This is a genomic window from Umezawaea endophytica, assembly GCF_025061645.1.
Lineage (GTDB): Bacteria > Actinomycetota > Actinomycetes > Mycobacteriales > Pseudonocardiaceae > Umezawaea > Umezawaea endophytica.
Genome location: NZ_JANYMP010000015.1, coordinates 150798 through 176406, shown reverse-complemented (window position 1 = coordinate 176406; position 25609 = coordinate 150798). Strand labels below are relative to the sequence as shown.

Genomic DNA, 25609 nt, shown 5'->3' with positions numbered 1-25609 from the left:
CGTCCGTCCACGAGTTGGGGAGACCATTGACGGCCCAGACACCAGCCGAGACCGAACGCGACCGCCTGATCGCCGCGCTGGGAGACCTACCGGACGACGGCTACAGCCTGACCTGCGTGGCGGAGATCGACACCACCGAGGCCATCCGCAGGTTGCGGGCAGAACCCCTAACTCCCACCGCCGCACGACAAGCCGCCACAGCCGAGGACGTCTTCGTCCTGGCCGCCACCACCGTCCCCGGCGGCTGCGTCCTGTTCCAACCCTGGGCCTACGGCGCCTCCATGCCGGGTGTGATGAGCGAACTCTCGATCAACACCACCTGCTACGGCATGTACGCCAACCCCAAGAGCGGCCACCAGGGCAGCCTCATCGCCGACGGCGTCTGGCTGGGCTCAGACCTCTTCCCAGGCGGCGGCCCAGACGACGACTACGAGGAGAACACCCAACTCCTGGAACGCCTCTACGAATTCCACCCCATCGCCTACTGCTTCGCCTACGTAGACCTCAAACCCACGGACGCCCGCTCCATCACCGGCCCACCCGACACCTGGCTGCGCCTGCCGGACAACGACTACTGGGCGGTCTGACCAACGAAGTCCAGCACAGCCGCCAACAACAACTCCGGCGTCTCCACCTGCGGCACGTGCCCGGTAGCGGGAAGCAACCGGAACGACGCACCAGGAACAGCGGCAGCGAACTCCCGACCGTAGGCAGGGGTCACCACCTCATCCGACTCACCCCACAGCACGACCGTGGGCACAGCGATGTCGGACAACCGATCGCGCAACGTCGGATCGGTCATACCAGCAGCGCCGTACACGACCAGCGCGGCCCGATTGGCCGCCATGACCACCCGCTGCGCCTCGGGCAACGTCGCCGGGTCCAACGCGAACCTGGCCGGGTCGTGGAAGCTCAACTTCGCCAACTCGACGGGCGACAGCGGAAAGATGTCGGCGACCGGCTCACCGGGCACGTCCAACCCGACAGAGTTGACCAGCACCAACCCACTGATCCGCCCGGTATCGGCCGCAGCCATCTCAGCACCGATCCACCCACCCATGGAATTGCCGACAACGACAACATCCCGCAGATCCAATTCTTCGAGCAACCCCAGGTAGAGATCAGCAAGCCCACGCATGGTCACCAGCCCATCGGCCCGCTCAGTCCCGTTGAACCCAGGATGCACAGGCGCGATCACCCGCCCGTGCGCAGCCAACAACCGAGCAAACCCAGCCACCGTCCCAGGCCCACCCCCACCATGCAGCAACAGAAAGGGACGCCCAGCACCAAGATCTTCAAAGGAGATCATATCAACAACCTTATATCAACATCCTTACCTAAACAAGTGGACTAACCTACCCCCATGCCCAGACCCCCACACCAGGTAGCCCTGTCAGTCAAACGCCTACAGATGCGCCACCACCGCGCCCTAACAGCAGAACTGGCCAAACTGGACATAAGCCTCATCCAGTGGGACGCACTACGACACCTGCACGAAAACCCAGAAGCCTCACTACACGACCTGGCCCAACTAACCTTCCAAAGCGACCAGGCCTTCGGCACCCTAGCCACCAGAATGATCAACCGAGGCCTGATAGAACGAATCCCAGGCCCAGGCAGAGCAATACGACACCGCCTAACAGAACACGGCCAAGAACTACAAAAAGAAGGCGCAAAACTGGTAACCAAAGTAGCCGCAGCCTCACTATCCCCACTAACAGAAGCCGAGCTAACAAAATTCGACGAAATCCTAACAAAACTCTTGACCCACTAAACAGCACGCCGGCCACCCCACCACCAAGAGCCCGGTACGCAACCCGCCCCCCACCGGACCCACCGCCCCGAACCTAAAGCCCCCCACGCAACAAATGATCCACATCCTCAGGCCGCCCAGGCCGAGCAAAGAACCACCCCTGCCCGGTATCGCACCCAATCCGATGCAACCGCTTGGCCTGCGAAGGCGTCTCCACCCCTTCAGCAGTAACCCCAAGCCCCAACGCATGAGCCAACTGCACCAACGTCGACACGATCTGAGCATCCACGGCGTCTTCCTCATCCGCCGCCCTCAGCCCCTCCATGAACGACCCGGCAATCTTCAACTCATGCACAGGCAAATGCTTCAAATAAGCAAGATTGGAATACCCCGTACCAAAATCATCAATAGCAATCCGCACGCCCATGTCCGACAACGCCCGAAGAGCCTCCAACGGCTCATCAGCGGTCCCCATGATCGCGCTCTCCGTCAACTCCAACTGCAAGTGATGAGGCGGCAACCCACACTCATCCAAAATACGCTTCACATCCCGCACCAACTCGGGATCCCGACTCTGCCGCACAGCCAGGTTCACACTCACGAACGGCGCCGAGTCACCGAACTCCTCCAGCCACCGCCGCCCCTCCTGACAGGCCTTCCGCAGCACCCACCGCCCGAGCGGCACGATCAGCCCGGTCTCCTCGGCCAACTCGATGAACCGATCAGGCGCCAACCTCCCGAACTCCGGGTGCTGCCACCTCACCAACGCCTCGACACCGGTGATCCGACTATCCGCCAACCGCACCAACGGCTGGTAGTCGACGTAGAACTCGTCCCGCTCCAACGCCGCGGGCATCGTCGCCGACAACGTGAACCGCGCGACCTCCCGAGCGTTCCGCTCCGGGTTGTACAGCGCCCACCGGGACTTCCCGTCGGCCTTGGCCCAGTACAGCGTGATGTCCGCGTCCCGCATCAGGTCGGCGGCCGTCGTCCCCTCCAACGGCCGCTCCACGATCCCGATGCTCGCCGACACCGTCAGCTCGTGCCCGCCGATCTTGATCGGGGCTTCCAGCTCGTGCAGCACCCGATCGGCGACGTTCACGATGTCCTGGGTGCTCTCCGATCCCTCCACCAGGATCACAAACTCGTCGCCGCCCATCCGCGCGACGAGCTTCCCGTCGCCGGAGACCGAGTGGTCCAACCGCCGCCCGACCTCGACCAGCAACTGGTCGCCGATGTCGTGCCCGAGGCTGTCGTTGATCACCTTGAACCCGTCCAGGTCCAGGTAGCAGAGCCCGGCCCGCCGACCGGGCACCCCGGCCGCGGCCGCGAACACCCGCCCCAGCCGCTCCAGGAACAGCGCCCGGTTCGGCAAGCCGGTCAACGGGTCGTGCAGCGCCTGGTACCGCAGCCGGTTCTGCAGCAGGTGCCGGTCGGTCACGTCCTCGATCATCGCCACCTGGTACTGCGGCTCACCGTGGTCGTCGCGCACCAGCGACAGCGTCAGGTGCGTCCACACCTGCTCGCCGTCGGCCCGGTGGAACCGCTTCTCGGCCCGGTAGTGGTCGCAGTCGCCCGCGATGAGCTGGTCGTACAGCCGCCAGACGTTGCCGCTGTCCTCCGGGTGCATGAGGTCGCGGATGTTGTACTGCCGCATCTCCTCGACGCTGAACCCGAGCATGTCCTGCAACGCCTGGTTCACGTCCAGGATCCGGCCTTCGATGTCCGCGATGCCGATGCCGATCGCGGCCTCGGTGAACATCGCGCGGAACCGGGCCTCGCTGGCCCGCAGCGCCGCTTCGGCCTGGTCGCGGGCGTCGAGCACGGCGGCCCGGATGGCCTCCTGCTCGGCCAGCGTCCGCTCGCGCAGCGCCCGCGCGTACCCGGCGGCGAGAGCGCCCTGGAGTGCGGCCAGGCGGGACGACATGCGGTTGTCCACGCCGATGCCGAGTTCGGTCAGCAGGTCGTCGCCGAGGAGCTGGACGGTCCGGCCCAGCGTGTCCGTGCCGGTGAAGTGGGCCTCGACCAGGCGCGAGCCGATCTCGTAGCCGGGGGCGGTGCGGAACGGGTTCGCGAACAGCGCGGAGACCAGCACCTCCGTCAGCGACTGGAGGTGCTCGGCCACCTCGGCCCTGGTCATCGGCACGTAGCTGCTGCCGATCACCGCCGTGGCCCACGTGCGCGCGAACGCTTCGGCCCCGGCCACCAGGGCCGGGTCCAGTTCCGATCGGCTGCTGGGCACCCGCTGGTCAACCCGTTCCGTCATGTTCGTCGGCCTGCCACCACAAACGCAGAGGATACGGCCGGTTGCCCACTGGAGTCGACCATTACCGCTTGCGCGCCAGCGCGGCGAAGCCGGGGAAGCGCGCCGAGGCCTCGTCGACGTCGTCCGGGGACTCCGGGTGCCAGTAGGGCATTCGGACCACTCCGGGGTCCAGGACCTCCAGGTCTCCGAACAGGGACGTGATCTCGCCGGTGGTGCGGTGGGTCATCTGCGCGACCTGTGAGCTGTACGTCCTGCGCGCCTCGGCGGCGCCCTCGCCCTCCTCGCCCTCCTCGAAACCGGAGTGCGAGATCCCCAGGTAGCTGCCGGGGACCAGCGGGTCGAGGTACTCGGAGATGATCCGGCACGGTTCGTCGGAGTCCGGCACGAAGTGCAGCAGCGCGATCATCAGCATGGCGACCGGCTGGTCGAAGTCCAGCACCGACCGCACTTCTGCGGACTCCAGCACGGTTTTCGTCTCGCGGACGTCCGCCCGCAGCGCGACCGCGTTCGGCTCCTCCAGCAGGAGCGACCTGCCGTGCGCGACGGCGACCGCGTCGACGTCCACGTAGACGACCTTCGCCGCGGGGTCGACCCGGTGGGCGATCTCGTGCACGTTGCCCGCGGTCGGGATGCCGGAACCGAGGTCGAGGAACTGGCGGACCCCCAGGTCCAGCAGGTGGCGGACCATCCGGCGCAGCAGCGCCCGGTTGGTCAGGACCACCCCGCGCAGCTCCGGCATGGCCTCCAGCGTCCTGTTCGCCACGGCCCGGTCCGCCGCGAAGTTGTGCGCGCCCCCGAGGAAGTAGTCGTAGATGCGGGCGACGCTCGGACGCTCCAGGTCTATGTCACCCGACGCCCAGCCCGGCCGCTCGACCACGTGCTCCCCCCTCGCCGACACCGATGGTCCCCCATCATGGTGCACAGCGGTGAGTTGGCACACCGCCCGCACGAACGGTCGCGGTTCCGGGGACAACGACGGCGTCCGCACTGGAGAATGCCGGACTTGTGAAGTACCTCTGGATCGCGGGAGCGGTCGTGCTCGCCGTCGCGGTGGTGTTGACCGTGGTCAAGTACAACGGGAAGCGCAACATGCTCGCCCCGACGATCGTCGGCGCCATAGGCGCGTTCCTCCTGGTCAGCGGCTGGCTCTTCGTCGTCGACCCCAACGCCGCCAAGAACGAGGCGATCAAGACCGGCGGCCTCGCGGGCGGCTCGGTGATCGCGCTCTACGCGCTGTGGCTCAACGACCGCAAGCGGCGCACCGAGGAGGCGCGCCAGGAGATCGAGAAGGAGCGCCAGGACCTGGAGAACCAGCGCGCCGAGCACGACCGGTCGCGGGTCGCCGACGAGCGGTTCGCCCGTGCCGTGGAACTGCTCGGGCACGACACCGACCAGGTGCGGGTCGGCGCGCTGCACGCGCTGGCGGGCCTGGCCCGGTCGCGCACCGAGTACACGCAGACCGTGCTGGACATCGTCTGCTCGTACCTGCGGCGGCCGTTCGAGCTCGGCGACGAGCACGGCGACCACGACGAGGCCGAGCTCCAGGTGCGCCGCACGGCCCAGCGGCTGATCGCCGACCTGCTGCCCGAGGTGGGCGTCGTCGACGCCCCGCACTACGAGGTGGACCTGTCGAAGGCCACGCTGGCGTTCCTGGAGCTGACGAACCGGCAGATCGGGCGGCTCATCCTGCGGGACGCGGAGTTCCACTACTCGAACTCGCTGCACCACTCCCACGTGCACGGCGACGTGTTCCTCAGCGGGTCCACGACCAAGGGTCGGCTGCACCTGCTCGACATGGTGTTCCACGGGAAGGTGTCGTTCCAGGTGGCCACCACCGACGACTGGGTCGACTTCCGGAACACCCGCTTCCACGGACCGGCGAAGTTCACCAGGACCGAGTTCTCCGGGCCGGTCTCCTTCGAGGGGGCCGTGTTCGACCAGCCGGTCGAGATGAGCGGGACCAAGTTCACCGGCGGTCTCGACCTGCGGACCGCCGTCCCGCAGGAGGCGACCACGAACGCGATGGTCGTGTCCCTGAACCACGAGAACCGGCTGCCGGACGGGTGGGTCGTCGACCAGCGCCCCGACGGCACCGGCCTGGTGAGGAGCTGATGGTGCGCGGTCGACTCATGCTGCTGGCGAGCGTGCTGGCGGCCGTCGCCGTCACCGCCGCGACGGTCGTCGTCCTGCTGCTGGTGGAGCCGAAGCTGTCCAAGGCCGAGGCGGTCAAGACCGGCGGGCTGGCGGGTGGCGCGGTCGTGGCGCTGTACGCGTTGTGGCTCAACGACCGCAGGCGCCGCACCGAGGAGGCGCGGCACGAGCTGGAGAGCGAGAAGGTCGCCGACGAGCGGTTCGCGCGGTCGGTGGAGATGCTCGGCCACGACGCCGACCAGGTGCGGGTCGGCGCGATGCACGCGCTGGCGGGCCTCACCGCGTCGTCGCCGCGGTACAAGCAGACCGTGCTGGACGTGCTGTGCGCGTACCTGCGGCGGCCGTTCCACCACAGGAGCTACTCGAACCACTCCGGCGACCCGGACAAGGAGCCGAGGACGCCGAACGACGAGGAACTGGCGCGCGACGACCGGGAGCGCGAGGTCCGGCGCACGGCCCAGCGGCTGATCACCGACATGCTGCCGTGGGGCGCGGACGAGGACCCGGTCGCGTACCACCTGGACCTGACCGGGGCGAGCCTGGAGTACTTCCGGCTGTCCGGGCGGCGGATCGGGCGGCTCACCGCCCGGCGCGCCAATTTCTACGGCATCACCATGGTCAACGAGGTGGAGGCGTCCAAGCCCGCGCTGTTCTCCGGGGCGGTGTTCCACGGCCGCGCGTCCGCCAACTCGGCCCGGTTCGGCGGCGGCCTGTCGTTGCAGGACACCACGTTCCACGACGAGTTCGACGTCCGCGGCGCCGTCGTGGACACGTTCCTGCACCTCAGCACCGACCTGCCCAAGCCGGTGCGGGGCGAGCTGACCGTCGAGCCGGGCACCGGCATGCGGATCGCCCCGCCGGAGGGCTGGCGGCTAGCCGGGGCGTACCAGGTCGAGCAGCGCCCTGGCGGCCGCGCTGACGGTCGTACCGGTGACGACCACGGTCTCGGCGACCGGACCTCCGTCCAGGCCGACGAACCGGACCAGCTCCGTCTTGAGCGAGAACGACTGCGGCACGAGCGCGACGCCGAGTCCGAACCCGACGAAGTCCAGCAGTGAGTGGACGTCGTTGACCTCCACGCCGACCCGCCGGTCCACCCCGGCCGCGGCGAGCGTGCGGTCGACGACGTCCCGCGTCCCCCACCCGGCGTTGAAGTCCACGAAGGACTCGCCCGCCAGTTCCGGCAGCGCGACGGAGGTCCGCCCGGCCAGCGGGTGGTCCGGCGCGCACGCCAGCACCAGCGGTTCGCTGGCGAGGCTGGCCATCCGCACGTCCCGGTCGGGCGAGCGGGTCACGAACGCCACGTCGATCCGGCCCGCCCGGACCTCCTCGACGAGGTCCGCGGTGCCTCCCTGGCGGAGCCGGATCTCCACGCCGGGGTGCGAGTCGTGGAACGCGGCCAGCACGGCGGGCAGGTGGACGACGTGCAGGCACTGGAGGCTGCCGACGGACAGCGACCCGCGCAACAGGCCCTGGACGGCGGCGACGGCGTCGCGGGCGGCGTCGACCGAGCCGAGCGCCCGGCGGGCCTCGACCAGCAGCGCACGGCCCGCCTCGGTCAGCTCGACCTGCCTGGTGCTGCGGACGAACAGGGGCGCGCCCAGCTCGGTCTCCAGCGACCGGATGGACGCGGACAGACCCGATTGGGCGACGTGCACGCGTTTGGCCGCCCTGGTGAAGTGGCACTCCTCGGCCACCGCCACGAAGTACTCGAGCTGACGAAGTTCCATGATTAATCACCCAAACTGCTGAATATCATCAGCCTGTTCTGTTGGACAGCTTAATACTTCCGGCGCAGACTCGGGGCACCACTTCTCCCAGGAGGTACACCTGATGCGCACCCGCCGGATCGGCGACGTCGAGGTCAGCGCGATCGGACTCGGCGGCATGCCGCTGTCCATCGAGGGCCGCCCCGACCGCGAACGAGCGCTGAGCACGGTCCGCGCCGCCGTCGAGGCGGGCGTGACGCTGATCGACACCGCGGACGCCTACTCGTTCGACGACCAGGACTTCGGCCACAACGAGGAGCTGATCGCCGAAGCCCTTCGCAGCCTCGGCTCGGCGGCCGACGGCGTCCTCGTGGCCACGAAGGGCGGCCACACCAGGGTCGCGGGCGGCGGCTGGGGCCTCAACGGCAGCCCCGAGTACCTGCGGTCGGCGTGCGACGCGTCGCTCAAGCGGCTCGGCGTCGAGGCGATCGACCTCTACCAGTTCCACCGGCCCGACCCGACCGTCCCGATCGCCGACTCGTTCGGCGCGGTGGCAGAGCTGCTCGACGCGGGCAAGATCAAGCAGGCAGGCATCTCGAACTTCAACCCCGCCGAGATCGAGCTCGCCAATGAGGTCCTCGGCGGCAGGCTCGCCGCCGTGCAGAACCAGTTCTCCCCGTCGTTCCGGTCGAGCGAACCCGAGCTGGAGCTGTGCGCCGAGCTGGGCATCGCGTTCCTGCCGTGGAGCCCGCTGGGCGGCATCGGCAAGGCGGGCGAACTGGGCGACCGGAACACGGCGTTCGCCGAGGTCGCCGAGGCGCACGGCGCGAGCCCGCAGCAGGTGTGCCTCGCCTGGATGCTGGCCAAGGCGCCGGTCGTCATCCCGATCCCCGGCGCGTCGCGGCCGGAGAGCATCCGCAGCTCGGCCGAGGCCACCCACGTGGAGTTGACCGACGCCGAGTTCGCACGCCTGGACTAGGCGCGGGCCGTCCCCGAACGTGCGCTTCGACTGGTCCACTCGGGTGATCATCGGGTGCGGTTCGCCCGATTCGGGCGGAGGATCTAGGCCGTACGGCCCATGATCTGCGACCGAATGGGGGCGTCCCGTGGCCATCCGATCCCGACTCCGCGCCTGGACCGCCCGGCTCGGCGTCATCACCGCGGCGGCGGGCGCGCTCGCCGCCGCGCCCGCGCCGAGCACGACCGCCGCACCGCTGCCCGAGGGGTCCGCCGAGCACTTCGCGGGCTCGCAGATCGCCAAGCACGAGGGCACGACGAGGACCGCCCGCTCGCTCGCGCCGTTCGGCGAGGTGCCGGGCATGGACGTGAGCAGCCACCAGGGCGACGTGGACTGGGAGCAGTCCTGGGCCGACGGCGCCCGGTTCGCCTACGTCAAGGCGACCGAGGGCACCGGGTACCGGAACCCGAAGTTCACCCAGCAGTACAACGGCTCCTACGACATCGGGATGGTCCGCGGCGCGTACCACTTCGCGCTGCCGGACCGGTCCGGTGGGACCGAGCAGGCGGACTTCTTCGTGTCCAACGGCGGCGGCTGGTCGGTGGACGGCAAGACGCTGCCGGGCGCGATGGACATGGAGTACAACCCGTACGGCGAGACCTGCTACGGCCTCGACCAGGCGGCGATGACCCGGTGGGTGCTGGACTTCAGCAACCGGGTGCTCGAACGCACCCAGCGGTACCCGACGATCTACACGTCGACGAGCTGGTGGAACAGGTGCGTCGGCGGCACCGTCCACTTCGGCCTGACGAACCCGCTGTGGGTCGCGCACTACGCCGAGGAACTGGGCCCGCTGCCGGTCGGCTGGGACTACCAGACAATCTGGCAGTGGGAGGCGGCCGGGCTGTTCCCCGGCGACCAGAACCTGTTCAACGGCGACGCCGACCAGCTCGTCCGCCTGGTGATGGGCTGACCGCGGACCATGAGGCAGGGGGACGACGCGGTGTCCGGCGTCGACGTGAGCGCGCAGGGTCCGACCGAGGCCGACTGGACGAGCCACTGGCAGCAGGGCAAGAGGTTCGCGTACGTGCTCGCGACCGAGGGCGTCGACCACGTGAACCCCGGTTTCGGCGTCCAGTACGCCGAGTCGTTCGACGTCGGCCTGATCCGCGGCGCGTACCACTTCGCGCTGCCGGACCGGTCGAGCGGCGCCGACCAGGCCGAGTTCTTCGTGGACAACGGCGGGGCCTGGAAAGCCGACGGCATGACCCTGCCCGGCGCGCTGAACCTGGAGTTCAACCCGTACGGCAAGGCCTGCTACGGGTTGACGAGGGCCGCGCTGTCCGACTGGGTGCTGGACTTCGCCGACACCTACCTGGAGTGGACCGGTCGGTACCCGGTGGTCTACACGTCGGCGGTCTGGTGGGCCCAGTGCGCGGGCGCGGAAGCCGGCCCGGTGAACCCGCTGCGGGTGGACATGCACTCGGCCACACCAGGGGCGTTCCCCCGCGGCCGGGGCGTCTACCCGGTGTGGCACCGGCCGTCGCCGACCGTGGAACGGGGTCCGCGGGACCGCCTGCTGGCGCTGGTGGGGGATTAGCCGAGCGGCCGTCCGGCAACCCGATCACCGGAGAGCTGGCCACCGCGTCACCGAGTGCAGGACACTCGCAGCTCGACTCTCCGCCCCTGCACAGGCTCAAGGAGTCCGAGATGAAGACAGTCCCACGCGAAGAACGAGCCCTGCCGACGCCAACAGGTTCGCTGGTCACGGCGCGAATCCCGGTCGACGGCGGCCCCGCCCCCGATCCCGCGACGCAGAACCACTCGATGGGGTCGCAGATCCGGAAGCACGAGGGCGGTGAGGGTGCCGACGTCAAGCCGGACAAGGACCACGGGGTCCTGGAAACGGTGGAGGGCATCGACGTCAGCAGCTACCAGGGCAACGTCGACTGGGCGGCGCACTGGAACCAGGGCAAGCGGTTCGCGTACGTCAAGGCCACCGAGAGCACCGGGTACCGGAACCCGTACTTCGCCCAGCAGTACGACGGCTCGTACGAGGTCGGCATGATCCGCGGCGCCTACCACTTCGCCCTGCCCAACCAGTCGAGCGGCGAGGCGCAGGCCGAGTACTTCCTCGCCAACGGCGGCGGCTGGTCGGCGGACGGCCGAACCCTGCCGGGCGCGCTGGACATGGAGTACAACCCCTACGGCGGCACCTGCTACGGCCTGTCGCAGGCCGCCATGACGGCCTGGGTGCTCGCCTTCAGCGACACCTACCGCGCGCGGACCGGCGTGTTCCCGGTCATCTACACGTCCGCGAGCTGGTGGAACCAGTGCGTCGGCGGCAGCTTCAAGACCACGAACCCGTTGTGGGTGGCCAGGTACGCCTCCGCGCCCGGCGCGCTCCCGTTCGACTGGGAGTTCCACACGTTCTGGCAGTACTCGTCGACGCCGATCGACCAGAACCGGTTCAACGGCGGCTACGACCGCCTCCAGGCGCTGGCCAACGGCTGACGCCGGGGTGGGGAGGCTTCGGAAAGCCTCCCCACCACCGCGTTCCTAGTCGAACAGCGCGGGAAGGGTGCCTTCCCAGGCGGCGCGGAGTTCGCCGAGCTGGAGCTGGCCGAGGTCCTGGATCTCCAGGGACTCGGACTCCGGGTCGACGACGCCGACCTTGCGCCACGGCAACTGCCGCGCGGTGCACATGTCGGTGAACCGCAGTTCCTCGCTGCGCGGCACGGCCACGAGCACGCGGCCCGCGGACTCGCTGAAGAGCTGCGTGAACGCGTCCTGGTCGCTGTCCAGGAACACCCGCGCGCCGGTCTCGCCGATCAGGCAGGCCTCGACGAGCGCCTGGGCCAGACCACCGTCGGACAGGTCGTGCGCGGCGGACACCATGCCGTCGCGCGACCCGGCCAGCAGCACCTCGCCGAGCAGGCGTTCCCGTGCCAGGTCGACCTTCGGCGGCGTGCCGCCCAGGTGGCCGTGCACGACGTGCGCCCACTCGGAGCCGCCGAACTCGTCTCGGGTGTCGCCCAGCAGCAGCAGGGTCTCGCCCGCTTCCGCGCCGATGCCGGTCGGGATGCGGCGACGCACGTCGTCGATCACGCCCAGCACGCCGATGACCGGCGTCGGCAGGATCGCCGTGCTGCCGGTCTGGTTGTAGAAGCTGACGTTGCCGCCCGTCACCGGGATGCCCAGTTCGCGGCAGCCGTCGGCGATGCCCCTGATGGCCTGCTCGAACTGCCACATCACGGCCGGGTCCTCCGGCGAGCCGAAGTTCAGGCAGTCCGACACCGCGATGGGCGTCGCGCCGCTGACTGACACGTTCCGGTAGGCCTCGGCCAGCGCGAGCTGCGCGCCGGCGTACGGGTCCAGCTTGGTGAAGCGGCCGTTGCAGTCGGTGGCCAGCGCGATGCCGCGGTTGGTCTCCTCGTCGATGCGGATCATGCCCGCGTCCGACGGCTGCGCCAGGACCGTGCCACCGCGCACGTAGCGGTCGTACTGCTGCGTGACCCAGCGGCGGGACGCCAGGTTCGGCGACGCGGCCATGGTGACGATGGTCTTGAGGATGTCCGCGGCCGCGGTCGGCCGGGCCAGCGACTCCGGGCCGTTGGCGATCAGCGCGTCCTGGTCCGCCGGGCGCTCGATGGGCCGGTTGTACACCGGGCCCTCGTGCGCCACGGTGCGCGGCGGCACGTCCACGACGACCTCGTCGTTCCACGTGATCACCAGGCGTTCGCCCTCGGTGACCTCGCCGATCTCGGAGGCGATGACGTCCCACTTCGCGCACACGGCCATGAACGCGTCGACGTTCTCCGGCGCCACGACCGCGCACATGCGTTCCTGCGACTCGCTCGACAGGATCTCGGCCGGGGTCATGCCGGTCGCCCGCAGCGGGACCCGCTCCAGGTAGACGTGCATGCCGCCGTCACCGGCGCTGGCGAGTTCCGAGGTGGCGCAGGAGAGCCCGGCGCCGCCGAGGTCCTGGATGCCGACGACGATGCCCTGCTGGAACAGCTCCAGGCAGCACTCGATCAGCACCTTCTCGGTGAACGGGTCGCCGACCTGCACGGCGGGCAGCTTCTTGCGCTTGCCGCTGCCGTCGTCGCCCGCGAACGTGTCGCTCGCGAGGACGGACACGCCGCCGATGCCGTCCAGCCCGGTGCGCGCACCGAACAGGATGATCTTGTTGCCCGCGCCGGACGCGTGCGCCAGGTGCAGGTCCTCGACGCGGAGCACGCCCACGCACAGGGCGTTCACCAGCGGGTTGCCCGCGTACGACTCGTCGAACACGACCTCGCCGCCGATGTTCGGCAGGCCGAGGCAGTTGCCGTAGCCGCCGACGCCCGCGACGACACCGGGCAGCACCCGGCGCGTGTCCGGGGCGTCCGCCTTGCCGAAGCGCAGCGAGTCCATGACCGCCAGCGGGCGCGCGCCCATCGCGATGATGTCGCGCACGATGCCGCCGACGCCCGTCGCCGCGCCCTGGTACGGCTCGACGTAGGACGGGTGGTTGTGCGACTCGACCTTGAACGTGATGGCCCAGCCGTCGCCGATGTCGACGACGCCCGCGTTCTCGCCGATGCCCGCGAGCATCTTGGCGCGCATCTCGTCCGTCAGCGACTCGCTGAAGTGCCGGAAGTGCACCTTCGACGACTTGTAGGAGCAGTGCTCGCTCCACATGATCGAGTACATCGCCAGTTCCGCGTCCGTCGGCCTGCGGCCGAGGATCTCGCGGATGCGCGCGTACTCGTCGTCCTTGAGGCCCAACTCCCGGAACGGCTGCTCCTGGTCGGGCGTGGTCTCGGCGTTCTTGACGGTGTCGATGCTCATGCGTTCACCACCGCATCCATGAGGCTGAGGAACATGCCCAGTCCGTCGTCCGTGGGGCCGGTCAGCGCGTCGATCGCGTGCTCCGGGTGCGGCATGAGGCCGACGACCCGACCGTTCGCGCTCGTGATGCCCGCGATGTTGTTGCGTGAACCGTTGGGGTTGTCGCCGACGTAGCGGAACACCACGCGACCCTCACCCTCCAGTTCGTCCACAGTGGACTGGGTGGCCTGGTAGCCGCCCTCGCCCGACTTGAGGGGAACCAGGATCTCGGCGCCCTTCTCGTACCGGGACGACCAAGCCGTGGTGTTGTTCTCCACCTTGAGCCACTGGTCCTTGCAGACGAAGTGCAGCCCGGAGTTCCGGATCAGCGCGCCGGGCAGGAGACCCGCCTCGCACAGGATCTGGAAACCGTTGCAGATCCCCAGGACCGGCATGCCCTTGCCCGCGGCCTCGATGACGGACCCCATCACCGGCGCGAACCGCGCGATGGCGCCGCAGCGCAGGTAGTCGCCGTAGGAGAACCCGCCCGGCACGATCACCGCGTCGACGCCCTTGAGGTCCGGGTCACCGTGCCACAGCGGCACCGCCTCGGCCTCGGCGTACCGGGCCGCACGAGCGGCGTCCACGTCGTCCAGCGTGCCGGGGAACGTGATCACCCCAACGCGAACGCTCATGCGCCGACCCGCCGAACCACCCAGTCCTCGATGACCGGGTTCGCGAGGAAGGTCTCGGCGATCTTCTCCAGCGCGGCGTCGTCGACGGAGTCGTCGACCTCCAACTCGAAGTGCTTGCCCTGGCGGACACTGGTGATCCCCTCGAAACCCAGCCGGGGCAGCGCATTCGCCACCGCCTGGCCTTGCGGGTCGAGGATCTCGGGCTTCGGCATGACGTCGACAACGACACGAGCCACAGCAGGCTGCTCCCTGTTACGAGGGCGGGGGATGGCTGTAGGTTACCTGACCTGCGCGTTCACCCCGGTCACGGGTGCGCTGGACCACACACCGCCAGGTCATCACACCTTTGGGTTACTTCGCTTGATCGGCGGAAGCCGGGATGTATTTTTGAGGAGCCGAGGCCCATGAGGGGCCGAGGAAGTGAGCGCGGTTACCGTCCGGACGGTCGGCAGCCGCGCTTCGCGCTATCCGGACCAGGTGTCGAGGTTCACCTCCCTGGCCACCAAGGGCATGGCGCGCCTGCGCCATTCACCACCCCACGACCGGTCGTTGCGGCGGGATTCGTCGACGAACGCGTGCAGATTCACGGTGATCACCATCGGCGGGCATGCGGGTGCACTGGAGGATCACCCACTCGCACGAGCGGTGTTTCGGGCGTTTTGACCGGTGGTCCGCAGGTCTGCGGTTTCGTTGCCCTCTTCGCAAGTTTCTCGAAGATCACTTACGGCCATCACGCGCTTACTTTGGCGTAAATCACCTGGTCGGGGTGTTCGCCCTCTGCGAGACCGGTGGCGGAACCCCGTTCGGGTCGTCACTGTTACGAGTATGCGAATCCTGGTGCTGGGTGGAACCGTCTTCCTCAGCAAGGCGGTGGCGGCGGAGGCGGTGCGTCGCGACCACGAGGTTGTGTGCGCGGCACGTGGGGCGTCCGGGGCCGTGCCCGATGGGGCGGAGCTCGTCGTGGTCGACCGGGATCAGCCGGGTGGGCTCGAGGTGCTGCGGGGCGAGCAGTTCGACGCCGTCGTCGACGTCGCGAAGATGTCGGTGAACTGGGTGCGCGAAGCGCTGCACGTCCTGGCGGGCAGCACGGACCACTGGACGTTCGTGTCGAGCTGCTCCGTGTACCGCGACCACTCGTCCGCTGGTCAGACCGTGCAGTCGCCGACGTTGCCGCCGCTGGAGGACGACCCGAGGGCGCCGTTCGACGCGAACCGGTACGGGTCGGTGAAGGTGGCCAGCGAGCACGCCGTGCTCGACCAGCTCGAGGACCGGGCGTTCATCCTGCGGGCCGGGTTGATCACCGGGCCGGGTGATCCGAGTGACCGGTTCGGGTACTGGCCCGCGCGGATGTCGCAGGGCGGGCAGGTCGCGGTGCCGGACTCGCCGGACCAGGCGGCGTCGCACGTCGACGTGCGGGACCTGGCGGCGTGGATCGTGGACGCGGCGGAGAACCGGCTGGTGGGGACGTTCGACGGCACCGGGCCGTCGGAGCCGTTGAGCTTCTTCCTCGGCGAGATCGCGGGCGCGGTGGCGCCCCCCGGCACGCAGCTTGTGCGCGTGCCGCTGGAGGTGTTGGACCGGTTGAAGATCGCGCCGTGGGCGGGGCCGCGGTCGCTGCCGCTGTGGCTGACCGAGTCGCACATGGCGATGATGTTCCGCGACGCCCGGCCCGCGATGGCCGCCGGACTGCGGGTGCGGCCCGTCGGGGAGACGGCGAAGGACGCGCTCGCGTACGAGCTGGAGCTGGGGATCGACCGGGTGCGGCGGGCCGGTCTGACGCCCGACGAGGAGTACGAGCTGCTGTCAGCTCTCTGACCAGGAGATTCGGCGCGGGAGAAGGTCTTCCGCGCCGAACCCGGTCAGGAAACCCAGTCCGCGAACGAGCGTCCGGAGATCCTCTCGTACGCCTCGACGTAGCTGGCACGGGTCGTCGCGACGACCTCGTCCGGCAGCGCGGGCGGCGGGGTGTCGGACGCGCGGTCCCAGCCGGAGGCGGGCGAGGTCAGCCAGTCGCGGACCTGCTGCTTGTCGAACGACGGCTGCACGCGGCCCGCCCGGTAGGTGTCGGCGGGCCAGTAGCGGGACGAGTCCGGCGTCAGGACCTCGTCACCGAGGACGAGCCGCCCGTCGCGGTCGTGGCCGAACTCGAACTTCGTGTCGGCCAGGATGATCCCGCGCTTGCGGGCGTAGTCACGGCCCTCGCGGTACACGGCCAGAGTGGTCTCGCGGAGCTGGTTCGCCAGGTCCGCGCCCACGTCGGCGCTGACGGCCTCGAAGCTCACGTTCTCGTCGTGCGACCCCAGCTCGGCCTTGGTGGCGGGCGTGAAGATCGGCTCCGCCAGCTCGTCGGCCTCCACCAGGCCCGGCGGCAGCTCGACGCCGCACACGGCGCCGGTCGCCCGGTAGTCGGACAGGCCCGAGCCGGTCAGGTACCCGCGCGCCACGCACTCGACCTGCACCATCTCCAAGCGCTTGACCAGCAGCGCCCGGCCGCGGACCTCGGCGGGGATCCGCGGGTCGTCGTAGGCCACGAGGTGGTTCGGGACCACGTCGGCGAGCTGCTCGAACCAGAACACGCTCATCGCGGTCAGCACCCGGCCCTTGTCCGGGATCTCGCTGGACAGCACGTGGTCGTAGGCGGAGATGTGGTCGGTCGCGACGAGCAGCAGCAGCTCGTCGTCCACGGCGTACAGCCTGCGGACCTTGCCTACGGCGACCTGCGGGTAATCGGCGAGCTTGGGCACGCGGGCCAGCGTACTTCCCGGCCGGACCGCGACCGTGCGACGGACGGTGGTGTCAATCACGCAGGCCAGCCCCGGTACGACCAGGTTGTTCAGACCATTTCTTCGCCTTACGAAAGGCATCCGCGCAGGTCACGGGCAGATTTCGGATTTCCCAGATAGCGGGTCAGCCTCCAAATCGGTCTCGTGGGCGGCTAGATTCCCGGCATGCGCGCACCCGCCCTGCTCTTCGCAGCCCTGCTGCTGTCCGCCTGCGCCCCGGTGGACGAGAACGCCGCACCCTCCGGGCCCACGGCCGTCGACGGCGTCCCCTGCACGAAGGACAACCTGACGACGCTGGCCAAGGGCAAGTTCACCTTCGGCACCGACCAGCCGGTCTACCCGCCGTGGTACCAGGACGACGACCCGACCAACGGCAAGGGCTTCGAGTCCGCCGTCGCCTACGCCGTCGCCCAGCAGCTCGGCTACGCGAAGGAGGACGTGGCGTGGGTGAGGGTGCCGTTCAACGCGGCCATCCAGCCCGGCGCCAAGACCTACGACGCGAACCTGACGGAGTTCTCGATCACCGACGAGCGCAGGCAGGCGGTGGACTTCTCGGCGCCGTACTACACCGTCGCGCAGGCCGTCGTCTCGCTCAAGACCTCGCCGGTGGCGAGCGCCAAGACGCTGGACGACGTGCGGAAGGCCAAGATCGGCGCCCAGGTCGGCACGACCAGCTTCACCGCCGCGAAGCGGTTGGCCGCCGAGCAGGACATCGCCGTCTACAACACGAACGACGACGCCAAGGCCGCGCTGACCGCCAACCAGGTCGAGGCGATCGTCGTGGACCTGCCCACGGCGTTCTTCATCACCGGCTCCGAACTGCCGGAGGCGACGATCGTCGGCCAGATCCCGGCCGGTGACGGGAAGCCCGAGATGTTCGGCATCGTGCTCGACAAGGGCAGCAAGCTGACCGGCTGCGTGTCCACGGCCGTGGAAGCGCTGCGGTCGCAGGGCAAGCTCACCGAGATCGAGAAGCAGTGGCTGACCACCGAGGGCAAGGCGCCCGAACTCAAGTGATGAGCGACCTCCAGCGGGAACGCTTGGCCTACAAGCGTTCCCGCTCCCGTCGCTCCACCGCGGTCGCCCTGCTGTCCACTGTGGTCTTCGCGGCCGTGCTCTGGTTCTCGGTGCGCCGCGCACCGGGTTGGCCGCGGGTGAGGCAGTCGTTCTTCAACCTGGACACGGCGTGGCGCACCCTGCCCGCGGTCCTGGACGGGTTGTGGCTCAACGTCCGCGTGCTCGTCGTCGCCGAGGTCGCGATCCTGGTGCTGGCGCTGTGGATCGCGGCGGTGCGGACGTTGCGCGGCTCGGTCTGGTTCCCGCTGCGGGCGCTCGCGACCGGGTACGTCGACCTGTTCCGCGGCCTGCCGCTGATCATCTGCCTGTACCTGGTCGGCTTCGGCCTGCCAGGGCTGCGGCTGTCCGGCGTCCCCAACGACCCGGTGCTGCTCGGCGGCATCGCGCTCGTGCTGATCTACTCCGCCTACGTGGCCGAGGTCTTCCGCGCGGGCATCGAGTCGGTGCACCCGTCGCAGCTCGCCGCCGCGCGCTCGCTCGGGTTGAACCACGAGAAGACCATGCGGCTCGTCGTGCTGCCGCAAGCGGTGCGCCGGGTGTTCCCCGCGCTGCTGAACGACTTCGTGGCGTTGCAGAAGGACTGCGGCCTCATCTCGGTGCTCGGCGCGGTCGACGCCGTGCGAGCCGCGCAGATCGAGTCGTCCACGTCGTACAACTTCACGCCGTACGTCGTGGCGGGGCTGCTGTTCGTGCTGCTCGCCGTGCCGTCCGGGCGGTTGGCGGACTGGGTGTCGCGGCGCGCCGCGCGTCGGGAGGGGGCGCGGTGAGCCAGGCGGTGTTGAGCGTGCGCGGGATGGTGAAGCGGTACGGGGGCACGACGGTCCTCGACGGCATCGACCTGGACGTGCGCGAGCACGAGGTCGTGGTGCTGATCGGGTCGTCGGGCTCCGGCAAGTCGACCCTGCTGCGCTGCGCGAACCTGCTGGAGGAACTGGACGACGGGCAGGTCCTGCTCGACGGCGTGGACGTGTCCGACCCGCGCGTGGACGCCGACGTGGCGCGACGGTCGATGGGGGTCGTGTTCCAGGCGTTCAACCTGTTCCCGCACATGTCCGTGCTGGAGAACGTGACGCTCGCGCCGCGCGTCGTGCACGGCGTGCCGCGCGAGGTGGCGAACGACCGCGCCCGCGACCTGCTCGCCCGCGTGGGACTGGCGGACAAGGCGGGCGCGTACCCGGACCGGCTGTCCGGCGGGCAGCAGCAACGGGTCGCCATCGCGCGGGCGTTGGCGTACGACCCGCGGCTGCTGCTGTTCGACGAGATCACCAGCGCGCTCGACCCGGAACTGGTCGGCGAGGTGCTGGCGCTCGTGCGCGAACTGGCCGGTCAGGGCCGCACGATCCTGATGGCCACGCACGAGATGGGGTTCGCCAAGCAGGTCGCCGACCGCGTCTGCTTCCTCGACGGCGGCAAGCTCCTGGAGTCCGGGCCGCCGGAGCAGGTGCTGGGCGAACCGGTCCACCCGCGGACGCGGCAGTTCCTCGGCCGCATCATCGACGCGGGCCGCCTGTAGCCCGTTCGGGGGTTCTGGTTGCGGCCATCCGCACCTATGGTGCACCTCGTGCTTTCCCCGAAGAAGGCCTGCGGAGTCGTGACGACCAGCCTCGCCGTGCTGCTCGCCGCGGCCGCTTGCGGCGCGCCCGACGCCGCCCCCAAACCGGCCCCGAGCATCCCGACCATCTCGGCCGTCACCACGTCCGCGCAGGTCAGCTCAACGCCGGTGCCGTCGAACAACGACATCACGGTCAGACCGACGGAGGTGCCCACGACGTCGGAGGAGCCAGCCGTGGTGGAACCGGAGCCCGAGCCCACCACCGAGGCGCCCGCCCCGCCGCCCGAGCCGACGGCCACGCCCCCGCCGCCCGAGGAGACCACCGATCCCCCGGTCGAGGGACCGTTCGTGCTCCAGGGGACGGCGTGCCCGGTGGAGGGCGCGCTCGCGGTGAACCGCAGGCTGAAGCCGATGGTGTGCACGGCGGGCGGCGGGGACGACCTCCGCTGGCAGCCGCTCTAGGCCCAGGCGGTGACCTCGACCGGGTCGCCGACCGACAGGGTGCCGGTGCGCAGGACCTTGGCCTTCATGCCGAAGGTGACGCCGCCGTTGGCGCGGCGGTAGCCCGCGAGGGTCCTGGTCGGCTCGTGACCCGCCTTCAGGCCGGTCTCCTGGTCCACGGTCGGGACGACGCACCGGACGCAGACGCGCGCGTAGCCGAAGGACGCGGTGCCGATGGCGACCTCGCGGACCAGGTCCTCGGTGTGGGGTTCCGGCCAGCCGCTCACGACCACGTTGGGGCGGAAGCGGTTCATCGGCACGGGGTCGGCACCGGTCTGGAGGATGCGCTCGTTGAGGCCGTCCAACGAGGACAGCGACGTCATCAGCAGCGCGTGGGCGTCCGCGAAGCCGACCCGGCCCTCGTCGTCCAGCCGCCGGTCGAGGTCGGGGGGCACGCGCACCATCCGGCACGGGCGGCCCAGCGCCAGCGTGAACCACTCGGCGGCCTCGTCACCCTGGTCGACGCCTTCGCCGTCCCACCAGTGGACCTTGACCGCGATCCGGTCGCCGTCGTAGCGGGTCTTGTGCTCGTGGTCCTCCAGGCCCGGCGCGGTCACGACCAGGCCCTCGTCGACCACGGTGGGGCGGATGACGGCCATCGCGGGCAGCTTGCGCTGGCTGATGAAGTGCCCGTCCACGGCGTCGACCAGCATGAAGTCGCGGTCGTGCAGCAGACCGGTCTCGACGACCGCGCTCGTGGTGAGCGCGGTCGCCGTGCACCCCTTGATCGGGTGGACGTAGAGCCCGTGGACGATCGGGGTCACAGGATGGGCTCCGGCACGTAGCCCGCGGCGGTCGGGAACTTGGTGAGGACGTCCTCGACCTGGCCGACGACGGACTCGACCTGCTGGGCGGCCACGCCGGTGAACGACAGCCGGTCCGCCAGCAGCTCGTCCAGCGCGGCGCGGTCGAGCGGCAGCCGGTCGTCGGCGGCGAGGCGGTCGAGGAGGTCGTTCTCGGAGCCCTGCTCGCGCATGGCGAGCGCCACGGCGACCGCGTTCTCCTTGATCACCTCGTGGGCCGTCTCGCGGCCGACACCGGCGCGGATGGCACCCATCAGCACCTTGGTCGTGGCGAGGAACGGCAGGTAGCGGTCCAGTTCGCGCGCGACGACGGCAGGGTAGGCGCCGAACTCGTCGAGTACGGTCAGCAGGGTCTCCAGCAGGCCGTCCAGCGCGAAGAAGGCGTCCGGCAGGGCGACCCGGCGGACTACCGAGCACGACACGTCGCCCTCGTTCCACTGGTCGCCGGACAGCTCGCCGACCATCGACAGGTAGCCGCGGAGGATCACCGCGAAGCCGTTCACGCGCTCGCACGAGCGGGTGTTCATCTTGTGCGGCATGGCGCTGGAGCCGACCTGACCGGGCTTGAAGCCCTCGGTGACCAGCTCGTGCCCGGCCATCAGCCGGATGGTCTTCGCCAGCGACGACGGACCGGCCGCGAGCTGCACGAGGCTGGAGACGACGTCGAAGTCGAGCGACCGCGGGTACACCTGGCCGACGCTGGTCAGGACCTTCTCGAAACCGAGGTGGCCCGCGACCGTGCGCTCCAGCTCCACGAGCTTCGCCGGGTCGCCGCCGAGCAGGTCGAGCATGTCCTGCGCGGTGCCGACCGGGCCCTTGATCCCGCGCAGCGGGTAGCGGGCGATCAGCTCGTCGAGCCTGGTGAACGCCACCAGCACCTCGTCGGCGGTGGTCGCGAAGCGCTTGCCGAGGGTCGTGGCCTGCGCGGCCACGTTGTGCGACCGGCCCGCGATGACCAGGTCGGTGTGCTCCGCCGCCAGCCGCGCGAGGCGCGCGAGCACGGACGCGGCGCGGCCCCGGACGTGCTCCAGCGACCGCAGCACCTGGAGCTGCTCGACGTTCTCGGTCAGGTCGCGGGAGGTCATGCCCTTGTGCACGTGCTCGTGGCCCGCGAGGGCGTTGAACTCCTCGATGCGGGCCTTCACGTCGTGGCGGGTGACGCGCTCGCGGGCGGCGATGGAGGCCAGGTCGACCTGTTCGACGACCCGCTCGTAGTCGGCGACGGCCCCCTCCGGCACGGCGATGCCGAGTGCCGCCTGTGCGCGCAGCACGGCGAGCCAGAGCCTGCGCTCCAGCACGATCTTGTGCTCGGCCGACCAGAGTGTCACCAGCTCGGCGGAGGCGTAGCGGCCTGCGAGGACGTTCGAGATCCGGGGCTTGCTCACGGGTCGAGCCTAGTCACCGCGGCAGGGCGATCGATTCGTTGGTGGCCAGGTCGGTCAACTGGTCGAAGGTGAGCGGGATGGCGAAGTTGCCCGCGGCGACGTCACCGGAGAAGTTGGACCTGGATTCCATCCCCACCACCGAACCGTCCCGCCGGTAGTGGTGGACGGACCGGTAGCCCAGGTGGTAGCCGTTGCTCGCCGACTTGGGCCCGGCGAACTCCATGGCGACCACCATCGAGCCGTCCGGCCTCCTGGTCGCGTTGCACGTGGTGTCGGCGGCCTTGCGGATCGCGCAGAACTTGTCCGGGGCGGGCTCCCAGGCGCCCACCCCGGCGAGGGTGGTGGTCAGCACCGCGGGCCCCGACGGGCCGACGTAGGAGACCGTCCCGAAGAGCACGTCGGACACCGAGCTGTCCCGCTCGTAGCCGTTCGGCTGGTACGTCGGGCTCCACACGCCGATGCTGGTGGGGTCAGCGCCTTGGCGTTGCAGCGCGGGGCTGAGGATGTTGATCCACATGCTCTCCAGGTACGGCTGGTCCTGTTCGTACGTGTGGTTCTTGCGGGGTTCGTCGTTCGGCGGCCAGGGGAAGCTGACCGACGTCGGCACGGTGCTCGTGGCGGTCACGCCGTGCGCCGTGTCCACCCCCTTGTCCCGGCTCGCCACCCACATCGCCGGCACCGTCGCGACCGTGGCGATGATCAGCGCGGTCGCCACGCCGACGCTCATCAGCGCGCGTCTGCGCTTCGTGAGCTGCTCGGCGCGGGCCATGAACGAGTCGGGGTCGAAGTCCAGCGGTGGCTCGTCCCACACGGCTTGCTTCATGCAATCCCGCAAGTCCTGTTCACTCACGACGCCACCTCCGTCTCCATAGCCGAGCCGTTGTTCTCCAAAGCGTCCACGGCCACCCGCAACGCCACGAGCCCTCTCGCCGTCTGGCTCTTCACCGTGCCTTCGGTGCACCCCATCACCGCCGCGACGTCCGTGACGGACAGGTCCTCGAAATAGCGCAGGACGAGCACGGCCCGTTGTCGGGGCGGGACTTTGATCAGGGCTTTCTGGATCAGTTCCCGAGCCCACAACCGGCCGCTGACCAGGTCCGGGTCGGCGTTCGAGTCGGCCGTCTCCGGCAGTTCCCCGTCGCGCTGCTCGGCTCGCCGCCACGGTCTGCGCTTCTCGTCCAGCCACGTGCGCAGCAGGATCTTGCGGGCGTACGCCCCCGCGTGGTCCTGCTGCTGGACGCGGTGCCACGCCTGGTACAGCTTCATCAGGCTCTGCTGCATCAGGTCTTCCGCGGTGTGCCAATCCCCGCAGAACAGGTACGCGGTGCGGCGCAGGGAGGCGGCGTGGGTCACCGCGAACTCACGGAAGCCCTGTTCATCGGCCTTGCGCATGCATACCCCTTCCGCGCGCTCACCCCTTAGTACGCGCGGTGCGCGAACCGGGTTGCACGAGGGGTCAGGCGGTTCTCGCGAGCGCGGCCGCGAGCTTGCGGCGGGCGGCGGCCCTCGGGTCGGGGCTCACCTCCACCAGCGCGTTCACCACGGTGCCGTCGACGATCGCGATCAGGTCCTCGACGTGTTCGGCGCTGATCTTCTTGCCCGCCTTGGTGAAGATCGCCAGCAGCAGGGAGTGCAGCTCGACGGTCAGCTCGCGCATCAGCGGCCGCAGGAACGGGCGGCGGCCGGTGGCGACCAGCCGCTCGTAGCGCAGGACGACCGCCTCGACGTCGCCCGCCGGGCCGAGCAGCAGGTCGAGCACCAGTTCGATGAAGGCGTCGCCGCCGCACTCCTCCGGGTCCAGCTCGGCGAGCCGCGCCTTGCCGTACGCCAGTTCGGCGCGGCCGTGCCGGTCGAGGGCGACGGTGATCAGCTCGTCGAGCGAGTCGAAGTAGTACGTGGTCGAGGCCAGCGGCAGGCCCGCGCGCTCCGCGACCGCACGGTGCCTGACCGCGTCGAAACCGCCGTCGACCAGCAGGCCGATCGCGGCCTCGACGAGCGCTTGGCGGCGGCGCTCGCCCTTGGGAGTTGCAGCGGTCATAGGGGTTGATTGTCCCACGTCAGTGTCCGCCGCCCGCGAGGTTGAGGCCGATCACACCGCTGACGATGAGCGTGATGGACACCAGCTTGAGCGCGGACACGCCGTCGCCGAGCCAGACCATGCCGATCACGGCCGTGAGCGCCGCGCCGATGCCGGTCCACACGGCGTAGGCGGTGCCGACGGGGAGCTGCTTCAACGCCCAGGCCAGCCCGCCGAGGCTGATGAGGAAGGTCACGGCGAAGTACAGCGAGGGCACCAGCTTGGTGAAGCCCTCCGACTGCTTGAGGGAGATGGCCCAGCCTGCCTCGAAGAGGCCTGCGACCACCAGGACGAACCATGCCATGACGACACCTCCAGAATCTGGCACTACCGTACCAAATTTCTGGGACAACCGTGCCAGTTCTCCGGGGTCAGAACCTCCCGCGCAGGTTCGCCGCGATCCCGCCGACCTTGTCCGCGAACTTCGGCGACTCGCTGACCACGTACAACGTCCCGTCGCGGTCGGTGGTCTCGGAGGACTTGGCCGCGCCGAGCGGGGTGCCCAACGCCTCACGGCCGGGGACCACCACGGCGAACACCCGGCCGCCGTCGACCTCGAACGACGCCGACCTCGACCCGGACGGGCACGCGATGTCCGCGGGTCGCGCCTGGTCCGGAGCGACCGAGAGCTCGCCAGCGAGGGCGTTGGCGAGCTCCCGGTCGACCGTGCCGCACCCCGTTGGGGTGCCGTCAGCCGGAGGGCTGACGTTCCCCGAAGGCTCCACTCCCTGCATGGAAGAGCTTTCGGGGACGTTCTGGGCCCGCGGTCCATCGCGTTCCGCGGAGGCCTGGGCCGATCCGAGGCCGTAGGGGGCGGCGGGCTGGTCGGCGGCCTTGCCCCCCAGGTCGGAGGCGACGCTGGAGGTGGTGTTCGCCTCGTTCACGAACAGCCCGGCCCCGAGCGCGACACCGCCGAACACCAGCACCGCGGCGAGGGTCGAGCCGAGCGCGACGGCCGAGCGCTGCCGCACGGTCGCGCGGTGCGACGCGGCGCGCACGTCACCCGCGTCGAAGGACGGCGGTGGCGCGTCCCGCACCGCGTCCTTGAAGAGCTCGGCGAGCTTGTTCTCGTCCACCTACATCC

Annotated in this window: 28 protein-coding genes and 1 pseudogene; 13 read left to right on the top strand and 16 right to left on the bottom strand. The window is 69.8% G+C overall.

Annotation, left to right across the window (positions count from 1 at the left end):
- Positions 1-26: 26 nt before the first annotated feature.
- On the top strand, positions 27-587 hold the full coding sequence (locus NZH93_RS28875; RefSeq protein WP_259626374.1) for a hypothetical protein: 561 nt from the start codon (positions 27-29) through the stop codon (positions 585-587).
- Here the strand turns inward: NZH93_RS28875 and NZH93_RS28870 are convergent.
- On the bottom strand, positions 572-1309 hold the full coding sequence (locus NZH93_RS28870; RefSeq protein ID WP_259626373.1) for an alpha/beta fold hydrolase: 738 nt from the start codon (positions 1307-1309) through the stop codon (positions 572-574). The genes NZH93_RS28875 and NZH93_RS28870 overlap by 16 nt on opposite strands.
- 54 nt (positions 1310-1363) lie before the next feature.
- Here NZH93_RS28870 and NZH93_RS28865 point away from each other — a divergent pair, with 54 nt between their 5' ends.
- The gene (locus NZH93_RS28865; RefSeq protein ID WP_308214251.1) at positions 1364-1774 is read left to right on the top strand and encodes a MarR family winged helix-turn-helix transcriptional regulator; all 411 of its coding nucleotides are present in this window, start codon (positions 1364-1366) and stop codon (positions 1772-1774) included.
- Between the two features lie 73 nt (positions 1775-1847).
- On the opposite strand, the gene NZH93_RS28860 is transcribed toward NZH93_RS28865, so the two are convergent.
- Both NZH93_RS28860 and NZH93_RS28855 read right to left on the bottom strand, forming a co-directional pair.
- Positions 1848-4019: a putative bifunctional diguanylate cyclase/phosphodiesterase gene (locus tag NZH93_RS28860; protein WP_259626372.1), complete on the bottom strand. Its 2172-nt coding sequence runs from the start codon at positions 4017-4019 to the stop codon at positions 1848-1850.
- A 61-nt stretch (positions 4020-4080) separates the two neighbouring features.
- On the bottom strand, positions 4081-4917 hold the full coding sequence (locus NZH93_RS28855) for an SAM-dependent methyltransferase (protein ID WP_259626371.1): 837 nt from the start codon (positions 4915-4917) through the stop codon (positions 4081-4083).
- 107 nt (positions 4918-5024) lie between these two features.
- Here NZH93_RS28855 and NZH93_RS28850 point away from each other — a divergent pair, with 107 nt between their 5' ends.
- Both NZH93_RS28850 and NZH93_RS28845 read left to right on the top strand, forming a co-directional pair.
- Entirely contained in the window at positions 5025-6131 is a 1107-nt protein-coding gene (locus NZH93_RS28850) for a pentapeptide repeat-containing protein (protein WP_259626370.1), read from the top strand.
- 2 nt (positions 6132-6133) lie between these two features.
- Entirely contained in the window at positions 6134-7228 is a 1095-nt protein-coding gene (locus NZH93_RS28845) for a pentapeptide repeat-containing protein (protein ID WP_259626369.1), read from the top strand.
- On the opposite strand, the pseudogene NZH93_RS28840 reads toward NZH93_RS28845, so the two are convergent.
- Positions 7112-7900, bottom strand: a pseudogene (locus NZH93_RS28840) (LysR substrate-binding domain-containing protein); the annotation flags it as partial. The gene NZH93_RS28845 and the pseudogene NZH93_RS28840 overlap by 117 nt on opposite strands.
- A gap of 103 nt (positions 7901-8003) precedes the next feature.
- Here NZH93_RS28840 and NZH93_RS28835 point away from each other — a divergent pair.
- The 4 genes from NZH93_RS28835 to NZH93_RS28820 all read left to right on the top strand — a co-directional run bounded on the left by NZH93_RS28835 (position 8004) and on the right by NZH93_RS28820 (position 11351).
- Positions 8004-8858, top strand: coding sequence for an aldo/keto reductase (locus NZH93_RS28835; RefSeq protein ID WP_259626368.1), 855 nt, complete (start codon positions 8004-8006; stop codon positions 8856-8858).
- Between the two features lie 127 nt (positions 8859-8985).
- Entirely contained in the window at positions 8986-9810 is an 825-nt protein-coding gene (locus NZH93_RS28830; RefSeq protein ID WP_372506904.1) for a lysozyme, read from the top strand.
- 9 nt (positions 9811-9819) lie between these two features.
- Entirely contained in the window at positions 9820-10437 is a 618-nt protein-coding gene (locus NZH93_RS28825) for a GH25 family lysozyme (protein ID WP_308214250.1), read from the top strand.
- Positions 10438-10547: 110 nt separating this feature from the next.
- On the top strand, positions 10548-11351 hold the full coding sequence (locus NZH93_RS28820; RefSeq protein WP_372506903.1) for a lysozyme: 804 nt from the start codon (positions 10548-10550) through the stop codon (positions 11349-11351).
- Positions 11352-11396: 45 nt separating this feature from the next.
- On the opposite strand, the gene purL is transcribed toward NZH93_RS28820, so the two are convergent.
- The 4 genes from purL to NZH93_RS28800 all read right to left on the bottom strand — a co-directional run bounded on the left by purL (position 11397) and on the right by NZH93_RS28800 (position 14934).
- A complete protein-coding gene (purL, locus tag NZH93_RS28815) occupies positions 11397-13673 on the bottom strand; it encodes a phosphoribosylformylglycinamidine synthase subunit PurL (protein ID WP_259626367.1) in 2277 nt (758 codons plus the stop codon).
- The gene (gene purQ / locus NZH93_RS28810) at positions 13670-14347 is read right to left on the bottom strand and encodes a phosphoribosylformylglycinamidine synthase subunit PurQ (RefSeq protein ID WP_259626366.1); all 678 of its coding nucleotides are present in this window, start codon (positions 14345-14347) and stop codon (positions 13670-13672) included. Before purQ ends, purL begins: the two co-directional genes overlap by 4 nt.
- The gene (purS, locus tag NZH93_RS28805; RefSeq protein WP_259626365.1) at positions 14344-14583 is read right to left on the bottom strand and encodes a phosphoribosylformylglycinamidine synthase subunit PurS; all 240 of its coding nucleotides are present in this window, start codon (positions 14581-14583) and stop codon (positions 14344-14346) included. Before purS ends, purQ begins: the two co-directional genes overlap by 4 nt.
- Positions 14584-14811: 228 nt before the next feature.
- Positions 14812-14934 carry a hypothetical protein gene (locus tag NZH93_RS28800; protein ID WP_259626364.1) on the bottom strand — a complete coding sequence of 41 codons (123 nt, stop codon included), beginning with the start codon at positions 14932-14934 and terminating at the stop codon, positions 14812-14814.
- Between the two features lie 238 nt (positions 14935-15172).
- On the opposite strand from NZH93_RS28800, the gene NZH93_RS28795 reads away from it, so the two are divergent.
- Positions 15173-16162, top strand: a complete 990-nt coding sequence (locus NZH93_RS28795; RefSeq protein WP_259626363.1) for an NAD-dependent epimerase/dehydratase family protein — start codon at positions 15173-15175, stop codon at positions 16160-16162.
- Positions 16163-16206: 44 nt separating this feature from the next.
- Here NZH93_RS28795 and NZH93_RS28790 read toward each other — a convergent pair whose 3' ends face one another.
- Complete coding sequence (locus NZH93_RS28790; RefSeq protein ID WP_259626362.1) at positions 16207-17091, bottom strand: phosphoribosylaminoimidazolesuccinocarboxamide synthase; 885 nt, start codon at positions 17089-17091, stop codon at positions 16207-16209.
- 204 nt (positions 17092-17295) lie between these two features.
- Here NZH93_RS28790 and NZH93_RS28785 point away from each other — a divergent pair, with 204 nt between their 5' ends.
- From NZH93_RS28785 to NZH93_RS28770, 4 genes are read left to right on the top strand one after another with little or no spacing between them, the layout of a single operon-like run.
- Positions 17296-18147: an ABC transporter substrate-binding protein gene (locus NZH93_RS28785; protein WP_259626361.1), complete on the top strand. Its 852-nt coding sequence runs from the start codon at positions 17296-17298 to the stop codon at positions 18145-18147.
- Positions 18147-18974, top strand: coding sequence for an amino acid ABC transporter permease (locus NZH93_RS28780; RefSeq protein WP_259626360.1), 828 nt, complete (start codon positions 18147-18149; stop codon positions 18972-18974). Before NZH93_RS28785 ends, NZH93_RS28780 begins: the two co-directional genes overlap by 1 nt.
- Positions 18971-19720 carry an amino acid ABC transporter ATP-binding protein gene (locus tag NZH93_RS28775; protein WP_308214249.1) on the top strand — a complete coding sequence of 250 codons (750 nt, stop codon included), beginning with the start codon at positions 18971-18973 and terminating at the stop codon, positions 19718-19720. The genes NZH93_RS28780 and NZH93_RS28775 overlap by 4 nt, the downstream gene beginning before the upstream one ends.
- Before the next feature lie 48 nt (positions 19721-19768).
- Complete coding sequence (locus NZH93_RS28770; RefSeq protein WP_259626359.1) at positions 19769-20221, top strand: hypothetical protein; 453 nt, start codon at positions 19769-19771, stop codon at positions 20219-20221.
- On the opposite strand, the gene NZH93_RS50845 is transcribed toward NZH93_RS28770, so the two are convergent.
- From NZH93_RS50845 to NZH93_RS28735, 7 genes are all read right to left on the bottom strand, one after another.
- Complete coding sequence (locus tag NZH93_RS50845; RefSeq protein ID WP_259626358.1) at positions 20218-21024, bottom strand: MOSC domain-containing protein; 807 nt, start codon at positions 21022-21024, stop codon at positions 20218-20220. The two genes, NZH93_RS28770 and NZH93_RS50845, sit on opposite strands and share 4 nt — an antisense overlap.
- A complete protein-coding gene (gene purB, locus NZH93_RS28760; RefSeq protein WP_259626357.1) occupies positions 21021-22448 on the bottom strand; it encodes an adenylosuccinate lyase in 1428 nt (475 codons plus the stop codon). The genes NZH93_RS50845 and purB overlap by 4 nt, the downstream gene beginning before the upstream one ends.
- Positions 22449-22461: 13 nt before the next feature.
- The gene (locus tag NZH93_RS28755) at positions 22462-23298 is read right to left on the bottom strand and encodes a hypothetical protein (RefSeq protein WP_259626356.1); all 837 of its coding nucleotides are present in this window, start codon (positions 23296-23298) and stop codon (positions 22462-22464) included.
- The gene (locus tag NZH93_RS28750; protein WP_259626355.1) at positions 23295-23840 is read right to left on the bottom strand and encodes an RNA polymerase sigma factor; all 546 of its coding nucleotides are present in this window, start codon (positions 23838-23840) and stop codon (positions 23295-23297) included. Before NZH93_RS28750 ends, NZH93_RS28755 begins: the two co-directional genes overlap by 4 nt.
- Before the next feature lie 64 nt (positions 23841-23904).
- Entirely contained in the window at positions 23905-24486 is a 582-nt protein-coding gene (locus NZH93_RS28745) for a TetR/AcrR family transcriptional regulator (protein ID WP_259626354.1), read from the bottom strand.
- Between the two features lie 19 nt (positions 24487-24505).
- On the bottom strand, positions 24506-24829 hold the full coding sequence (locus tag NZH93_RS28740; protein WP_259626353.1) for a DMT family transporter: 324 nt from the start codon (positions 24827-24829) through the stop codon (positions 24506-24508).
- A 67-nt stretch (positions 24830-24896) separates the two neighbouring features.
- Entirely contained in the window at positions 24897-25601 is a 705-nt protein-coding gene (locus NZH93_RS28735; protein WP_259626352.1) for a hypothetical protein, read from the bottom strand.
- Positions 25602-25609 lie beyond the last annotated feature (8 nt).